Origin of the sequence: Micromonospora sp. ATCC 39149 (assembly GCF_000158815.1) — a bacterium.
In the GTDB taxonomy this organism is placed as follows: Bacteria; Actinomycetota; Actinomycetes; order Mycobacteriales; family Micromonosporaceae; genus Micromonospora.
Genome location: NZ_GG657738.1, coordinates 1,771,512 through 1,783,966 on the forward strand (window position 1 = coordinate 1,771,512; position 12,455 = coordinate 1,783,966).

Sequence of the window (12,455 nt, forward strand, 5' to 3'; positions counted from 1 at the left end):
GCCCGTGTCGGCGTGGACCCGGCGGTAGTACGGCTCCGCCACCGACGGGTCCACGCCGGCATCAACTAGGTTGGCCCGGTGGCGACGAGGACGGGGTCCGCGCACCGGAGTGCTCGCATCGGGCTGCTCCAGGTGTGCGCGGCGGGCGTCCTGTGGGGCACCGGTGGGCTGGTGGTCACCGTGCTGCACAGCCGCGACGGCCTCGGGGCGATGACGGTCAGCGCATGGCGTACGGCGCTGGCCGCCGTCGCCCTGGTCGCTTTCGCCGTGGTGACCCGCCGGTCGGGTGTCGTGCTCGCGACGATGCGCACCCACCCGGTGCTGGCCGTTCTGGTCGGTTGCGGCACCGCCCTGTACCAGGGCCTGTACTTCGGCTCCGTCCTGCTGGTCGGCGTGAGCGTCGCGACCGTCGTCTCGCTCGGACTGGCACCGATCCTGGCCGCCGTCTGGGAGCACGCCGCTGCCCGGTCCCGGCCGTCGATGCGGCAGGCGGGTGTGCTGGCGGCTGCACTTGCCGGACTCGTGTTGATCAGCGCGACCGCGGGACACGGCTCACCGGCGCCCGGCAACCGGCCGGGCCTCGGGCTCGTCCTCGCCGTCGCGTCCGGGGCGACGTACGCCGCGACGACCGTGCTGGGGCACACCCTGGCCCAGCGGGTCGACTCCGTGGCCCTGACCACGTGCGCCACCGCCGCCGGGGCGCTGGCACTGCTGCCCTTCCTGGGCGTCGCCGCCACGGCGGGCGAACCGGTGCTCCCGACCGACCCCGCCTCGCTCGCCCTGCTGGGGTACCTGGGGGTCGCGACGATGGCGCTGGCGTACGGCCTGCTCTACGCCGGGCTGCGGACAACGTCCGGATCGGCCGCCACGGTGGCCACCCTCGTCGAACCGCTCTCCGCCGTCCTCCTCGCGGCGCTGCTCCTGGGCGAGCGCCTCACCGCGCCCGCGCTGCTCGGCGGCGCGCTGATCCTGGCAGCGGTCGTCGCCCTCCACCGAAGATGATCGACCGTGCCCGCGTGATCCTGCTCGACTTCGACGGCCCGGTGTGCGGCATCTTCGCCCGACACCCCGCGTCGACCGTCGCCCACGAGTTGCGTCGGCTGCTCGTCGACCAGGCCGTGACCCTGCCGCCCTACGTCCTGACCGAACACGACCCGCTCGCCGTGCTGCGCTTCACCGCTACCATCGGCCGCCCCGCCGTCGTCCGCCTGATCGACCAGGCGATGACCCGCGAGGAAGTCACCGCAGCCCGCACCGCCGAACCGACGCCGTACGGCCGGGAGGTCATCGTTGCCGCCCAGCAGACCGGCCGCCGGGTCGCCGTGGTGTCGAACAACTCGGCCGAGTCCGTCCGCGCCTACCTGAGCGCCCGCCGGCTCACCGCGTACGTACACCCGGTCATCGGCCGACCCGAGGCCGCCCCCGAGCGGATGAAGCCGGACCCGTTTTCGGTGCTGGCTGCCGTGCGGGAGTTGGGCGCCGAACCGGCGGAATGCGTCCTAGTCGGCGACTCGGTCAGCGACATCGAGGCCGCCCACGCCGCCGGAGTCTCCGCCATCGGGTACGCCAACAAGCCCGGCAAGCGCGAACGGCTCGCCGCTGCGGACGCCGTCATCGACAGCATGGCGGAACTGGTGACCGCCCTCACCGTCGACGAGCGGTAGCAGGTGGGCGACGGACGAGTCGACCTGTACGCCGGATTCTGTGCCCGGCGCGTACCCCTCCCGGGGTCCGCGCCAGCGGCGGCCATCCATCTAGGCCTGCCGTCGCCGGCAGGCTCGTGCGGCCTACCCGCAGACATCGGGCGGGCAGCCCTCAAGCGTCTGCGCTGTGCCGTCATCTTGCGGTGGCGGCACATTTTGGCCTTGCTCCGGGTGGGGTTTACCGAGCCATCCCGGTCACCCGGGATGCTGGTGGGCTCTTACCCCACCGTTTCACCCTTACCGTCCCGTTGGGGTCGGCGGTCTGTTTTCTGTGGCACTGTCCCGCGGGTCGCCCCGGGTTGCCGTTAGCAACCACCCTGCCCTGTGGAGTCCGGACGTTCCTCGGCGACGGGCCGGAGCCCGTCGACGCGACCGCCCGGTCGACTCGTCCGTCGCGCTCTCATCCTAACGACGCCCGGACGCGGGTTATTGCACCCCCTCGGATGCGGCACGACGTGCCCTCGCCGCGCTCCGAGGCCGCGAGAAGCCGTCCGTCGGCCCGGTCGAGCGGCCGATGTAGGTGGCGTGGCCGCGCGGGGTGGGGCGTACTAGCCTCGGGGATCATGGAGCTCTCCGACGCAGCGCTGCTGGTCACCGCCGGTCTCGCCGCGGGGACGGTGAACGCGGTGGCGGGGGGCGGCTCGTTGATCACCTTTCCGACGCTCATCGCGGTCGGCCTGCCGCCCGTGCCGGCGAACGTGACCAACTCCGTGTCGGTCTTCCCCGGCTACGTCGCGAGCGTGGCGGGCAGTCGGCGGGACCTGCCACGCGGGCGGACGCTGTGGGCACTGCTGCCGACCACCGTCGTCGGCACGGTCGTCGGTTGCCTGCTGCTGCTGGCCACGCCGGCGCGGGCGTTCGAACTGGTGGTGCCGTTCCTGGTGCTCGGGGCGACCGCCGTGCTGGCGTTCCAGGATCCGCTGCGCCGCCTCGTCGGGCACCCGGCGGACCTGGCGCCGCGCCGTCGTACCGTCACGGTGCAGGCCACGGTCGCGGTCGGCGCGGTGTACGGAGGCTATTTCGGCGCGGCCCTCGGGGTGATGCTGGTGGCCGGCCTGGCGTTGGTGCTGGACGCGACGCTGGCCCGGGTGTCGGCGATCAAGAACGTGCTCTCGGCGGTGGTCGGGCTGACCACGTTGGTGATCTTCGCCGCGTTCGGGCCGGTTAACTGGGCGGGCGTCGCGGTGGTCGCCCCGGCGACCCTGGTCGGGGGGTACGCGGGTGCGCGGCTGGTCCGCCGGCTGCCGCCGGTGGTGCTGAAGATGCTGATCGTGGTGTTCGGCGCGGTCATCGGGTTCTACCTGCTGTACCGGGCGTTCCGCTGACCGATCCGGCCCGCGGCGCGCGTGGGCACGCAAGGGCCCCCTGGACGGCGCGGCACGTCGCCAGGGGGCCGTTTCGCGTGCGCTCAGGCGGCGGGTTCGGGGGCGGCGTCGGCGCCCCGGGTCGCGCCGGGGGTGACGCGCGGGTCGCCCTCGTCGGCGAAGTAGTCGTCGCGGGTGGTGCCGTCGGTGCCCTCGGCCACCCGCGCGGCCCGCAGGGCCAGGGTGACCAGGGCGGCGACGACGAGGTTCACCAGCACCGCCACGATGCCGACGTAGATCGTCTTCTTCGTGTCGAAGCCGAAGTCGCCCAGCGGGAACGCCGAGCCGCCGAAGTGGGCGCGTTTCGTCGCCGGGTTGGGGATCTGGTAGAGCATCCACATGCCCAGGCCCATGCCGGCCGCCCAGCCGGCGACCAGCGCGCCCCGGTGGAACCAGCGGGTGTAGAGGCCCAGCGCCACCGCCGGCAGCGTCTGGAGGATGATCACGCCGCCGATGAGCTGGAGGTCGATGGAGAACTGCGGGTCGAGGAAGACGATGCAGGCCACCGCGCCGACCTTCACCACCAGCGAGGTGATCTTCGAGACGTTCGCCTCCTGGGCCGGGGTGGCGTCCCGCTTCAGGTACTCCTTGTAGATGTTGCGGGTGAACAGGTTCGCCGCCGCGATCGACATGATCGCCGCCGGCACCAGCGCGCCGATGCCGATGGCCGCGTACGCGACCCCGGCGAACCAGTCGGGGAACTGCTGGTCGAACAGCACCGGCACCACCGTGTTGCTGTCCACGCTGCCGGCGCTGGAGCCGGGCAGCGGCTTCACCCCGGCCGCGATGGCCATGAAGCCGAGCAGCGCGATCAGGCCCAACACCAGGCTGTACGCGGGCAGCGCCGACATGTTCCGCTTGATCACGTCCCGGTTCCGGCTGGCCAGCACGCCGGTGATGCTGTGCGGGTAGAGGAACAGCGCCAGCGCCGAGCCGAACGCCAGGGTGACGTACTGGAGCTGGTTGTTGGCGTTGAGCAGGATCCCGTCGTTCGGGTTGGGCGACGCGGCGAACTTCGCCTCGGCGGCGTCGAAGATCGACCCCCAGCCGCCCAGCTTCTGCGGCAGCCAGAGCACCGCCACCAGGATCACGATGTAGATCAGCGTGTCCTTGACGAACGCGATCAGCGCGGGCGCGCGCAGCCCCGACTGGTACGTGTACGCGGCCAGGATCGCGAACGCGATGATGATCGGCAGGTGCCGGGCCAGCGCGCTCTCGCCGGTCACCCCCATCGTCTTGAGCACCGCCTCGATGCCGACGAGCTGCAACGCGATGTACGGCATGGTGGCGACGATGCCGGTGATCGCGACGACCAGCGCCAGCACCGGCGAGTCGAACCGGCTGCGGACGAAGTCGGCGGGGGTGACGAAGCCGTGCCGGTGCGAGACCGACCAGAGCCGGCAGAGCACCAGGAACACCAGCGGGTAGATGACGATCGTGTACGGCACGGCGAAGAACCCGGCCGCGCCGGCCCCGAACATCAGCGCCGGCACCGCCACGAACGTGTACGCGGTGTAGAGGTCACCGCCGACGAGGAACCAGGTGATCCAGCCGCCGAAGCTGCGCCCGCCCAGCCCCCACTCGTCGAGGTGGGCCATGTCCCTCGGGGCCCGCCACCGGGCCGCCACGAAGCCCATGACGCTGACCAGCAGGAACAGCGCCGTGAAAACGATGATCTCCGTCAGGTGGTCGCGCCACATCACCGGACCTCCTTCGTTCGCGGCTGCGGGGCTCGCAGGCCCGGCTCACTCCTCGCGCTCACCGGTCACCCCGTTTCTTCGTCAGCCGGTAGACGAGCGTGGTGGTGGCCACGCCGAGCAGGATGTAGGCCAGTTGCAGCCAGTAGAAGCGCGGGAACCCGAGCACGCGCGGCGAGTCGGCGTTGAAGAAGACCGGGATCAGCGGCACCACGATCGGGATGAACAGCAACCAGTTCCAGGGGCTGTGGTCCTTCGCCCTGGACGACGCCGAGCCGGGTTCCTCCGGTTCTGATGCGCTCATGCGACACACCTCCGGTATTCGTGTCTCCCCATGGACGGCCGGACGTTACGACCCTGTGCCGGGCGTCACGTTCAACCAGCGCCGGGCGGTGCGCCGAGCGGGCTCCGGGCTGCGCCGAACGGCACACCTGTCGATGTCTCGGGCCCCTCGACGGCGCAAAGGGTGGCCGTTCCCGGGGGGAAACGGCCACCCTTTGCGGGGTGGGTCAGAGCGCGGTGAGGTGGGCGGTGTCGTTGACCGAGCGGACCGCGACGCCGCCGTCGGGCCACCGGTCCAGCACCGAGATGCCGGCGGCGTCGAGGTAGAGCCGGTGCAGGAACGCGTCGTCGGCGGCGAGGGCCTCGCGCAGCACCAGCTTGATCGGCGAGACGTGCGAGACGACCACCACGGTCTCCCCGGGGTACGCGGCCAGCAGCGCGTCCGTGGCCCGGGCCACCCGGGCGGCGACCTCGGTGAACGACTCACCGTCGGGCGGGGCGACCCGGGTCGAGGCGAGCCAGGCGTCCAGCTCACCCGGCCAGCCCGCGCGCACCTCGGCGAAGGTGCGCCCCTCCCACGCCCCGAAGTCACACTCGATCAGGTCGTCGGCCGTGCGTACCGCGACGGTGTCGCCGAGCGCCCCGGCGATCGCCCGCGCGGTGGCCGTACACCGGGACAGCGGTGAGCTGACCACGGCCACGGCGGCCGGGGCGAGGCCAGCCACCCGGGCTGCCGTGGCCTGCACCTGGGCCCGGCCCCGCGCGGACAGCGGCACATCGCCGCGGCCGGAGTAGCGACGTTGCTCGGTGAACTCGGTTTCGCCGTGGCGGACCAGGATCAGCCGGGTCGCCGTGTCGCTGGGGCGCGGCTCCCAGGACGCGGGGGTGGTCGCCGGGTCGGTCCCGGCCCCCCGGGTCGCGGCGCGGGCGGCGGCCTCCCGGGCGAGGGCCCGGGCGGGCGAGTCCGGGGCGGCCACCGCGCGCGCCGGCTCGGCGGCCCGGGGCGGTACGGCCGCGGCGCGGGCTGGGCCGGCGGCGGCCGACCCGGTGGCGGCGGCGTCCATCGCGGCGTTGGCGAGGGCATCGGCGTGCCGGTTGCGCTCCCGGGGGATCCACTGGAAGCGCACCGCCGCGAACCGGTCGACCAGCGCCGCGGCCTGCGCGGCGAGCGGCCGTAGCCCCGGGTGCTTGATCTGCCAGCGACCGCACATCTGCTCGACCACCAGCTTGGAGTCCATCCGGGCGTCGACCTCGACCGCGCCCAGCTCGGCGGCGGCCTCCAGGCCGGCGATCAGCCCGCGGTACTCGGCCACGTTGTTGGTGGCCGTGCCGATCGCCTCGGACCGTTCGGCGAGCACCTCGCCGCTGGCCTGGTCCCGGACCACCGCGCCGTAGCCGGCCGGGCCGGGGTTGCCCCGGGACCCGCCGTCGGCCTCGACGACGACCGTGCGCACCGCCATCGCGGCTACAGCCCCGACTCGGTGGTGCGGACCATGATCCGGCGGCACTCCTCGCAGCGCACCACGTCGTCCGGGGCGGCCTTGCGGATGCGGCCCATGTCCGCGCCGTAGAGCTCCAGCCGGCAGCCGCCGCAGCGGGCACCGGTGAGCAGGGCCGCGCCGAGCCCGGTGTCGGCGCGGATCTTGTCGTACAGGGTGACCAGCTCGGCCGGGAGGTCGCCAGCGAGGGGCTGGCGGGCCTGCCGCTTGAACTCCTCCTCCTTGGCGATCTCGGCGAGGGCCTCGTCGCGGCGTCGCTCGGCCGCCACCCGCCGCTCGCGCGCGTCGGCCGCCCGTCGCTCGATCCCGTCGAGTACACCCTGGGCGGTCTCCCGCTGCTCCATCAGCTCCAGCTCGGCGTCCTCCAGGTCGCTCTGCCGGCGGTTGAGCGAGACCAGCTCGTGCTGGAGCGCCTCCAGCTCCCGGGCCGGGCCGGTGCCGGCTGCCAGCCGCGCCTCGTCCTTGCCCTTGCGGGCCCGGACCTGCTCGACGTCCTTCTCGATGCGGGCGATGTCGCGGTCCAGGTCGTCGACGGCGACCTGGGCGCGGACCCGCTCGTCCTCCAGCGCGGACAGTTCCCGGGCGAGGGCCTCCAGCTCGGCCCACTCGGGCAGGGTGCGGCGGCGGTGGGCGAGCTGGGCGAGGGCGGTGTCGATCGCCTGGAGGTCGAGCAGGCGGCGCTGGACCTTCGGGTCAGCCTTCACGTCGGGGCTCCTTGTCGTCCGCGGCGGGGGCGGGGTCGGGGTCGGCGGCGGGCGTCGGGGCGCCGCCGGGCGCGGTGCGGGTGGCTGCCGGGCCGGCAGCCGTGGGGGCGGTGGCGTGCACCGTCCACGGGTCGGTGTCCAGATCGGACACGGTGGTCTCGACGCCCAGCTCGGCCCGCAGGACGGCGGCCAGGTCGTCGAGCCAGGGCCGCTCGGTCGCCCAGTGGGCGGCGTCCAGCAGGGCGGGCCCGCCGGCGGCGAGGTGTTCGCCGGCGGGATGGTGTCGCAGGTCGGCGGTGAGGTACGCGTCGACGCCGGCCGCGGTCGCCGCGCGAAGGAAGGCGTCCCCCGAGCCGCCGCTGACCGCGAGGGTACGAACCATACGCCCGGGATCGCCGGCTGCGCGAACGCCCCAGGCGGTGGCGGGGAGCACGGCGGCCGCGTGCCGGGTCAGCTCGGCGAGGGTCATCGGCCGGGGCAACTCGCCGATCCGACCGATTCCCCGCCCGGCGCCGGCCGCCGGCGACCCGGGAGCCGGGGGGTGCAGCGGGCGCAGCCCGGTCAGCCCGAAGCGGGCCGCGAGGGCGTCGGAGACGCCGGGGGCGGCCACGTCGGCGTTGGTGTGCGCGACGTACAGCGCCACGTCGGCCTTGATCAGGTCGTGGACGATACGCCCCTTGTACGTCGTCGGCGCGACCGAGGAGACCCCGCGCAACAGCAGCGGGTGATGGGCCACGATCATGTCGGCACCGGCGGCGAGCGCCTCGGCGACCGTCTCGGGGACCACGTCGACCACGCAGGCCACCCGGCGCACTCCGGCGGTGGGCTCGCCGAGCACCAGCCCGACGCGGTCCCAGTCCTCGGCCCAGGCCGTCGGATAGCGCTGCGCAAGCCCCGCCACCACGTCGGCCACGGTCGTCGGCGGCGGCGGGTTCGCGGTTGTGCTCACGGGGGGCCAGCTTACCGGCGCTGGCCGTCCGCCACGGCGTCGGCGGTGGGAAGGGGCCCCCGGACTGACGGAATCCGCTGACAAGGGGCCCCTGCTTCTCGGCTCTCTCGACTCGGGCTTCCCCGGCTCGGGTTTTCCCGGCTCCGGGCTGATCGGCTCGGGCTGTTCGGCTCAGGCGGCGGGGGTGGCCGCGCAACGCAGGCCGTTCAGGGCCGCCAGGACGGCGGCCCAGGGGAACGCGTGCAGGTGGTGCTCGCCGGAGCCGGGCGGGTGCAGCGGGACGACGTGGTCGCCGAAGAGCACGTCCACCCCCCACTCGGCCAGCCGGGCCAGGCTGGCCCGGAAGGCCGGATGCCTGGCCATGGCTTCGTTGGTGAACGGCACCGCCGCGATCGGCACCCCCTTGCCCTGTCCCTCGACGAGCAGGCCGAGGGCGAGGGTGTCGGTGATGCCGGCCGCCCATTTGTTGACCGTGTTGGACGTCGCCGGGCAGACGATCATCGCGTCGGCCGGGGGCAGCACGTCCGGGTCGCCTGGATTCTTGTAGCGGCTGCGGACCGGATGACCGGTCTGGCGGGCCAGCGCCGGCCGGTCGACGAACTTCTCGCCGTCCGGCGTGGTGACCACGCACACGTCCCAGCCGTCCTGCTGGGCCAGTTCCACGAGCCGGCCGACGTGGCCGGCCAGCGGCGACCCGCAGGCGATGACGTAGAGCACCTCGCGGCGCTCGCTGCCGCGGCGCAGATCGGTCGTCCCGACCCCCACCGCGCTCATACTCCCACTCCCATCTGCTCAGCCAACTCCGCGATCGGCGAAGGCGGCGCACCCCGTGTGCGACGCAGGACGTCCGACATCACCTCGTGGGCGATCGGGCGGCAGCGGATCTCCGAGGGGGCGAGCCGGTCGCCGCGTAGCAGCATCTCCCCGGCGCTGGCCACGTCGCCGATCTGGGCGAGGCCCCGGGCCAGGTCGAGCAGGTGGTGGGCCCGACGCTCGGGCAGCAGGGCGTTGAACGCGGGCTCGGTGATGCGCTGGTGGTGGATCTCCACTGCCCGCCCCCCGTCGCCCAGTTCCACCGCGGCGGCGGCCCGGTGCAGCTCCACGTTCGTCGGGCCGAACGAGGTCCAGTAGTGGTTCTGGTCGCTGCCGAGCTGCAGGGCCGCCTCGTAAGCGCCGTTGATCAGGTCGTCGACGGTGGCGGAGTCGCCGAGCCGGGCGGCGGCCATCGCGCCCTGGAGCAGCAGCATGCCGTAGACGGAAAGTCGTTGCGGGTCGTCGTTGCTCCCGCCGAGGGCCAGCCGGTTGGCGATGGTGAGGTTGAGCTCCAGCGCGGGCAGGGGCCGGCCCATCGCGGCCATCGCGTTGCTCACCCGGGCGGTGGCGATGCCGGCCAGTAGCTGGTCGTCGGCCCGCTGGGCGACGGCCATCGACCGGTCGGCGGCCAGCCAGGCCAGGTCGCACTCGCCGAGCTTGCGCAGCACCGAGGAGGCGATCTGGTACACCTGGCCGAGCAGGTTGGCCGCCTCTAGGGCACGGTCGCCGTCGTGGCCGGCGTCGGCGGCCTGGGCGTCGCGCAGCAGCTTCGGTAGCGCCCGGGTCAGCATCCCGTAACGGCCGTACTGGTAGGTGAGCCAGGCGTGGTTGACCGCCTTGCGCATGTCCGCCAGCGGCGGCGGGTACGGGGCCGCGTCGAAGTAGGCGCTCATCGAGTCGTACCGCTCCAGGGCGGCCCGGATCTCCTGGACCTCGACCTGGTCGATGCAGTTGAGCGCGTCGGTGCGCCGCTCCGGGTCCTTGCCGAGCAGCAGTTGCACGTCGACCTGGAGGATGTAGGCGATCTCGTAGAGGACCGAGAACTTGTCCAGCCTGCGCACCCCGCGCTCCACCTTGTCCACCCAGCTCTTGGACTTGCCGAGCCGGTCGGCGAAGACCTGTTGGGACAGTTTGCGCCGCCCGCGCCAGTAGGCCACCCGCCGGCCAATGGGCAATTCGTCCATCTTTCCGTCCCCCCTGCCGGTATCCAATCGGCCACCGGCGGCAGCCCGCAGGCGGCGTGAATCCGCTCGTCCTCAGGTTTTCGCTGGTCGCACAGCCAGTACGTCGGCCGCACGGGTGGTCCTCGTAGCTTTCGTGCAAGTTGCACCAGCCGTTTCGTCAGTCAACGACGACGGTCTACGGCAGTGACGGCGCTCGACAGGGGACCTGGCACCTAGCGGTGGCGGGCGGAGGGAGTACGGACGAATGTGGGGGAACGTCGGCCCGCGGGTCGCACAGCTGTCGCCGCTGGAACGGGTCCGGCTACGCCGGGTCGCCGTCCGTTACGCCGCGCACGGCTGGGAGGTGACCCCCGGCGCGTGCCTGGCACGCAGTCGCTTCGTGTGCGGCCGGGCCGGTTGCCCCACCATCGGCTGCCACCCCGCCCTCCAGGAGTGGGAGCGGGCCGCGACCACCGACCCGGCCCGGGTGGCGACCTGGTGGCGCAGCCGGCCGCACGGCGTGCTGCTGCCCACCGGGCGGGCGTTCGACGTCCTCGAGGTGCCGGCCCACCTCGGGCGGCACGTGCTCGACTCGGTCGGGACGCACCCGGCCGGCGCCGGGGTCCGGGGGCCGGTGGTGGTGACCCCGACCGGGCGCTGGATGTTCCTGGTTCGCCCGGGCGACCCGCTCCGCCCCGAGCTGGAGCACTGCTTCCACGTGGTCCGGCACGGCGTCGGCTCGTGGATCGCCGCACCGCCGACCCGGCTGCCGGAGGGCGCGGTCCGCTGGGCGGTCGCCCCGGAACAGGCACGCTGGCAGCTTCCGGACTCCTACCTGGTGCAGAACGTGCTGGTCGACGCCCTGCGGGCCACCGGCGTCTCGCTCCCGGCCGAGCTGCTCCCCGGCCACCTGCCGCTGCCCAGGCGCGGCTGGTGAGCGCCGCTGTCGGGCAGCGGACGCCGGTTGGGCAGCGTCCCGGCCGCTGCGGGCGTCGTTGACCTGGGCGAGGGCGCGACACCGCGCCGATCGGGGGTCTGATGTCCAGGGATGACGCGGCGCGCCGACCCGACGGGGCGGAACCGCCGCCGCCGCACCACCGCTGGCCGCTGCGCTGGCCACCCACCCGTCCACCCGGCTCGCGCCCGGGCCGCCCCCGCCCGACGGGCTCCCGCCCGGCCGGCACCCGCCGTCCCACCCCCTGACCCTGCCCCGGGGGTGGGACGGGTGCGGCGACTGTTGCCTGAGGGGTTGCCCCGGGAGGCAACGACCGGGTGCAGGGCTTCAAGGCGCGGTGGACGGGTCGGGAACGGCACTTGAGACGGCGCCCAACGCCGTTGTCCCGAGGTCCGGTTCGGGCACTGCCGCCGCCGGCGTCCGGAGCAGGGCGGACACGCACCGGGCGGGCCCCGGCGCGATGTTTCGCCCCGTCCTGCGGCGGCTGACGTCGTTCAACGGCACAGGGGAACTTGAGACGCGAACGAGCGGGCTTCAGGCGCCCGGCGGCGGCCCGTCGGAGGCCGTCCGTCGAAAGTAGCAGCAGCAGGAGCGCGTGAGCCGCCGCCGCAGCGGGTATGCCGCCGAACCGCTGAACGCGTGAGGGGAAGGCACCGCCATGCTCAGCAAAGAGGATCAGCGCAGGTTCGAACAGATCACCCGTCAGCTCCGGGAGAGCGACCCGGAGTTCTTCGCCCGCCTGGACCACCGGGCCCGGGCCCGTCGCGGCCGGTACCTGATGCTGTTGGCCGTCGTGCTGTGGGCCTCGCTGCCGGCGGCCACCGTCCTGGCCGGCCGACCGGCCGGGGCGATCTTCGCGGCGGTGCTGCTGGCCAACGCCGCCGTCATGTGGCGGTTCCGTCGCCGCTGGTGGTGACCGGCCGCGCCGGGGTCACCGGGGGCCGCCGTCCGCCTCGGGGCGGGCCCGGCCGAACTCCCGGTACGCCCGGCGCAGCCGCTCCACCAGGCCGGGACCGCCGAGCGCGGGCGCCGGGGCACCGAGCTGCCGCAGCAGCAGGGTCCGGCCCGTCGCCAGACTCGGCGGCCGATCCGGCAGCGGCACCGGCGCGACCCAGAACCGGTCGACCGCGTCGGCGAGCGCCGCGCGGGCAGTGGAGCATGCGCCCGGGCGGCACCCACGGCCGGGCACGGCCCGGCCGTGGGGCGGGACGTCCGTTCGAGATGGGGCCGTCCGGGCCGCCGTCCCTCGTGGCCGCACCCCGGCCGTCCCCGGTGGACGCCGGCGTAGCTCTCCCGCCGTCGTCGCGGCCCTGGGCCGGCGGCCGA

At 74.0% G+C, this 12,455-nt stretch carries 12 protein-coding genes, 1 other RNA gene and 1 pseudogene; 5 read left to right on the forward strand and 9 right to left on the reverse strand.

Annotated features, from left to right (window positions below; all coding sequences use genetic code 11):
* Positions 1–78: 78 nt before the first annotated feature.
* Positions 79–1,002 carry a DMT family transporter gene (locus MCAG_RS07185; protein WP_007072304.1) on the forward strand — a complete coding sequence of 308 codons (924 nt, stop codon included), beginning with the start codon at positions 79–81 and terminating at the stop codon, positions 1,000–1,002.
* Positions 999–1,664, forward strand: coding sequence for an HAD family hydrolase (locus tag MCAG_RS07190; RefSeq protein ID WP_007072305.1), 666 nt, complete (start codon positions 999–1,001; stop codon positions 1,662–1,664). The genes MCAG_RS07185 and MCAG_RS07190 overlap by 4 nt, the downstream gene beginning before the upstream one ends.
* Positions 1,665–1,675: 11 nt before the next feature.
* Here MCAG_RS07190 and rnpB read toward each other — a convergent pair.
* Positions 1,676–2,091, reverse strand: an RNA gene (rnpB, locus tag MCAG_RS30070) — RNase P RNA component class A.
* 175 nt (positions 2,092–2,266) lie between these two features.
* On the opposite strand from rnpB, the gene MCAG_RS07195 reads away from it, so the two are divergent.
* A complete protein-coding gene (locus MCAG_RS07195; RefSeq protein WP_007072306.1) occupies positions 2,267–3,028 on the forward strand; it encodes a sulfite exporter TauE/SafE family protein in 762 nt (253 codons plus the stop codon).
* 83 nt (positions 3,029–3,111) lie between these two features.
* Here the strand turns inward: MCAG_RS07195 and mctP are convergent, their stop codons facing one another.
* The 7 genes from mctP to MCAG_RS07230 form a co-directional block, all read right to left on the reverse strand.
* Complete coding sequence (gene mctP / locus MCAG_RS07200; RefSeq protein WP_036372689.1) at positions 3,112–4,767, reverse strand: monocarboxylate uptake permease MctP; 1,656 nt, start codon at positions 4,765–4,767, stop codon at positions 3,112–3,114.
* A gap of 58 nt (positions 4,768–4,825) precedes the next feature.
* Positions 4,826–5,068, reverse strand: coding sequence for a DUF3311 domain-containing protein (locus MCAG_RS07205; protein WP_036372692.1), 243 nt, complete (start codon positions 5,066–5,068; stop codon positions 4,826–4,828).
* A gap of 205 nt (positions 5,069–5,273) precedes the next feature.
* Positions 5,274–6,506, reverse strand: coding sequence for a bifunctional RNase H/acid phosphatase (locus MCAG_RS07210; protein WP_007072308.1), 1,233 nt, complete (start codon positions 6,504–6,506; stop codon positions 5,274–5,276).
* A 5-nt stretch (positions 6,507–6,511) separates the two neighbouring features.
* A complete protein-coding gene (locus tag MCAG_RS07215; protein WP_007072309.1) occupies positions 6,512–7,249 on the reverse strand; it encodes a zinc ribbon domain-containing protein in 738 nt (245 codons plus the stop codon).
* Positions 7,239–8,198: a Nif3-like dinuclear metal center hexameric protein gene (locus MCAG_RS07220; protein ID WP_007072310.1), complete on the reverse strand. Its 960-nt coding sequence runs from the start codon at positions 8,196–8,198 to the stop codon at positions 7,239–7,241. Before MCAG_RS07220 ends, MCAG_RS07215 begins: the two co-directional genes overlap by 11 nt.
* 171 nt (positions 8,199–8,369) lie before the next feature.
* Positions 8,370–8,972 (reverse strand): flavoprotein, encoded by a 603-nt coding sequence (locus tag MCAG_RS07225; protein WP_050777899.1) that lies wholly within the window; start codon positions 8,970–8,972, stop codon positions 8,370–8,372.
* Complete coding sequence (locus MCAG_RS07230; protein ID WP_007072312.1) at positions 8,969–10,195, reverse strand: helix-turn-helix domain-containing protein; 1,227 nt, start codon at positions 10,193–10,195, stop codon at positions 8,969–8,971. Before MCAG_RS07230 ends, MCAG_RS07225 begins: the two co-directional genes overlap by 4 nt.
* 244 nt (positions 10,196–10,439) lie before the next feature.
* Between MCAG_RS07230 and MCAG_RS07235 the strand changes: the two genes are divergently transcribed.
* Positions 10,440–11,111: a bifunctional DNA primase/polymerase gene (locus MCAG_RS07235; RefSeq protein ID WP_007072313.1), complete on the forward strand. Its 672-nt coding sequence runs from the start codon at positions 10,440–10,442 to the stop codon at positions 11,109–11,111.
* Between the two features lie 676 nt (positions 11,112–11,787).
* Positions 11,788–12,045, forward strand: coding sequence for a DUF3040 domain-containing protein (locus tag MCAG_RS07240; RefSeq protein WP_007072314.1), 258 nt, complete (start codon positions 11,788–11,790; stop codon positions 12,043–12,045).
* Positions 12,046–12,060: 15 nt separating this feature from the next.
* Here the strand turns inward: MCAG_RS07240 and MCAG_RS36150 are convergent.
* A pseudogene (locus tag MCAG_RS36150) lies at positions 12,061–12,314 on the reverse strand (hypothetical protein); the annotation flags it as partial.
* Positions 12,315–12,455 lie beyond the last annotated feature (141 nt).

What these genes read in the sequence shown, in the direction of transcription:
- MCAG_RS07190 (WP_007072305.1), top strand. Translation starts at nt 999, where the DNA reads ATGATCGACCGTGCCCGCGTGATCCTGCTCGACTTCGACGGCCCGGTG.
- mctP (WP_036372689.1), bottom strand. Translation starts at nt 4,767, where the DNA reads ATGTGGCGCGACCACCTGACGGAGATCATCGTTTTCACGGCGCTGTTC.
- MCAG_RS07210 (WP_007072308.1), bottom strand. Translation starts at nt 6,506, where the DNA reads ATGGCGGTGCGCACGGTCGTCGTCGAGGCCGACGGCGGGTCCCGGGGC.
- MCAG_RS07195 (WP_007072306.1), top strand. Translation starts at nt 2,267, where the DNA reads ATGGAGCTCTCCGACGCAGCGCTGCTGGTCACCGCCGGTCTCGCCGCG.
- MCAG_RS07240 (WP_007072314.1), top strand. Translation starts at nt 11,788, where the DNA reads ATGCTCAGCAAAGAGGATCAGCGCAGGTTCGAACAGATCACCCGTCAG.
- MCAG_RS07225 (WP_050777899.1), bottom strand. Translation starts at nt 8,972, where the DNA reads ATGAGCGCGGTGGGGGTCGGGACGACCGATCTGCGCCGCGGCAGCGAG.
- MCAG_RS07235 (WP_007072313.1), top strand. Translation starts at nt 10,440, where the DNA reads ATGTGGGGGAACGTCGGCCCGCGGGTCGCACAGCTGTCGCCGCTGGAA.
- MCAG_RS07205 (WP_036372692.1), bottom strand. Translation starts at nt 5,068, where the DNA reads ATGAGCGCATCAGAACCGGAGGAACCCGGCTCGGCGTCGTCCAGGGCG.
- MCAG_RS07230 (WP_007072312.1), bottom strand. Translation starts at nt 10,195, where the DNA reads ATGGACGAATTGCCCATTGGCCGGCGGGTGGCCTACTGGCGCGGGCGG.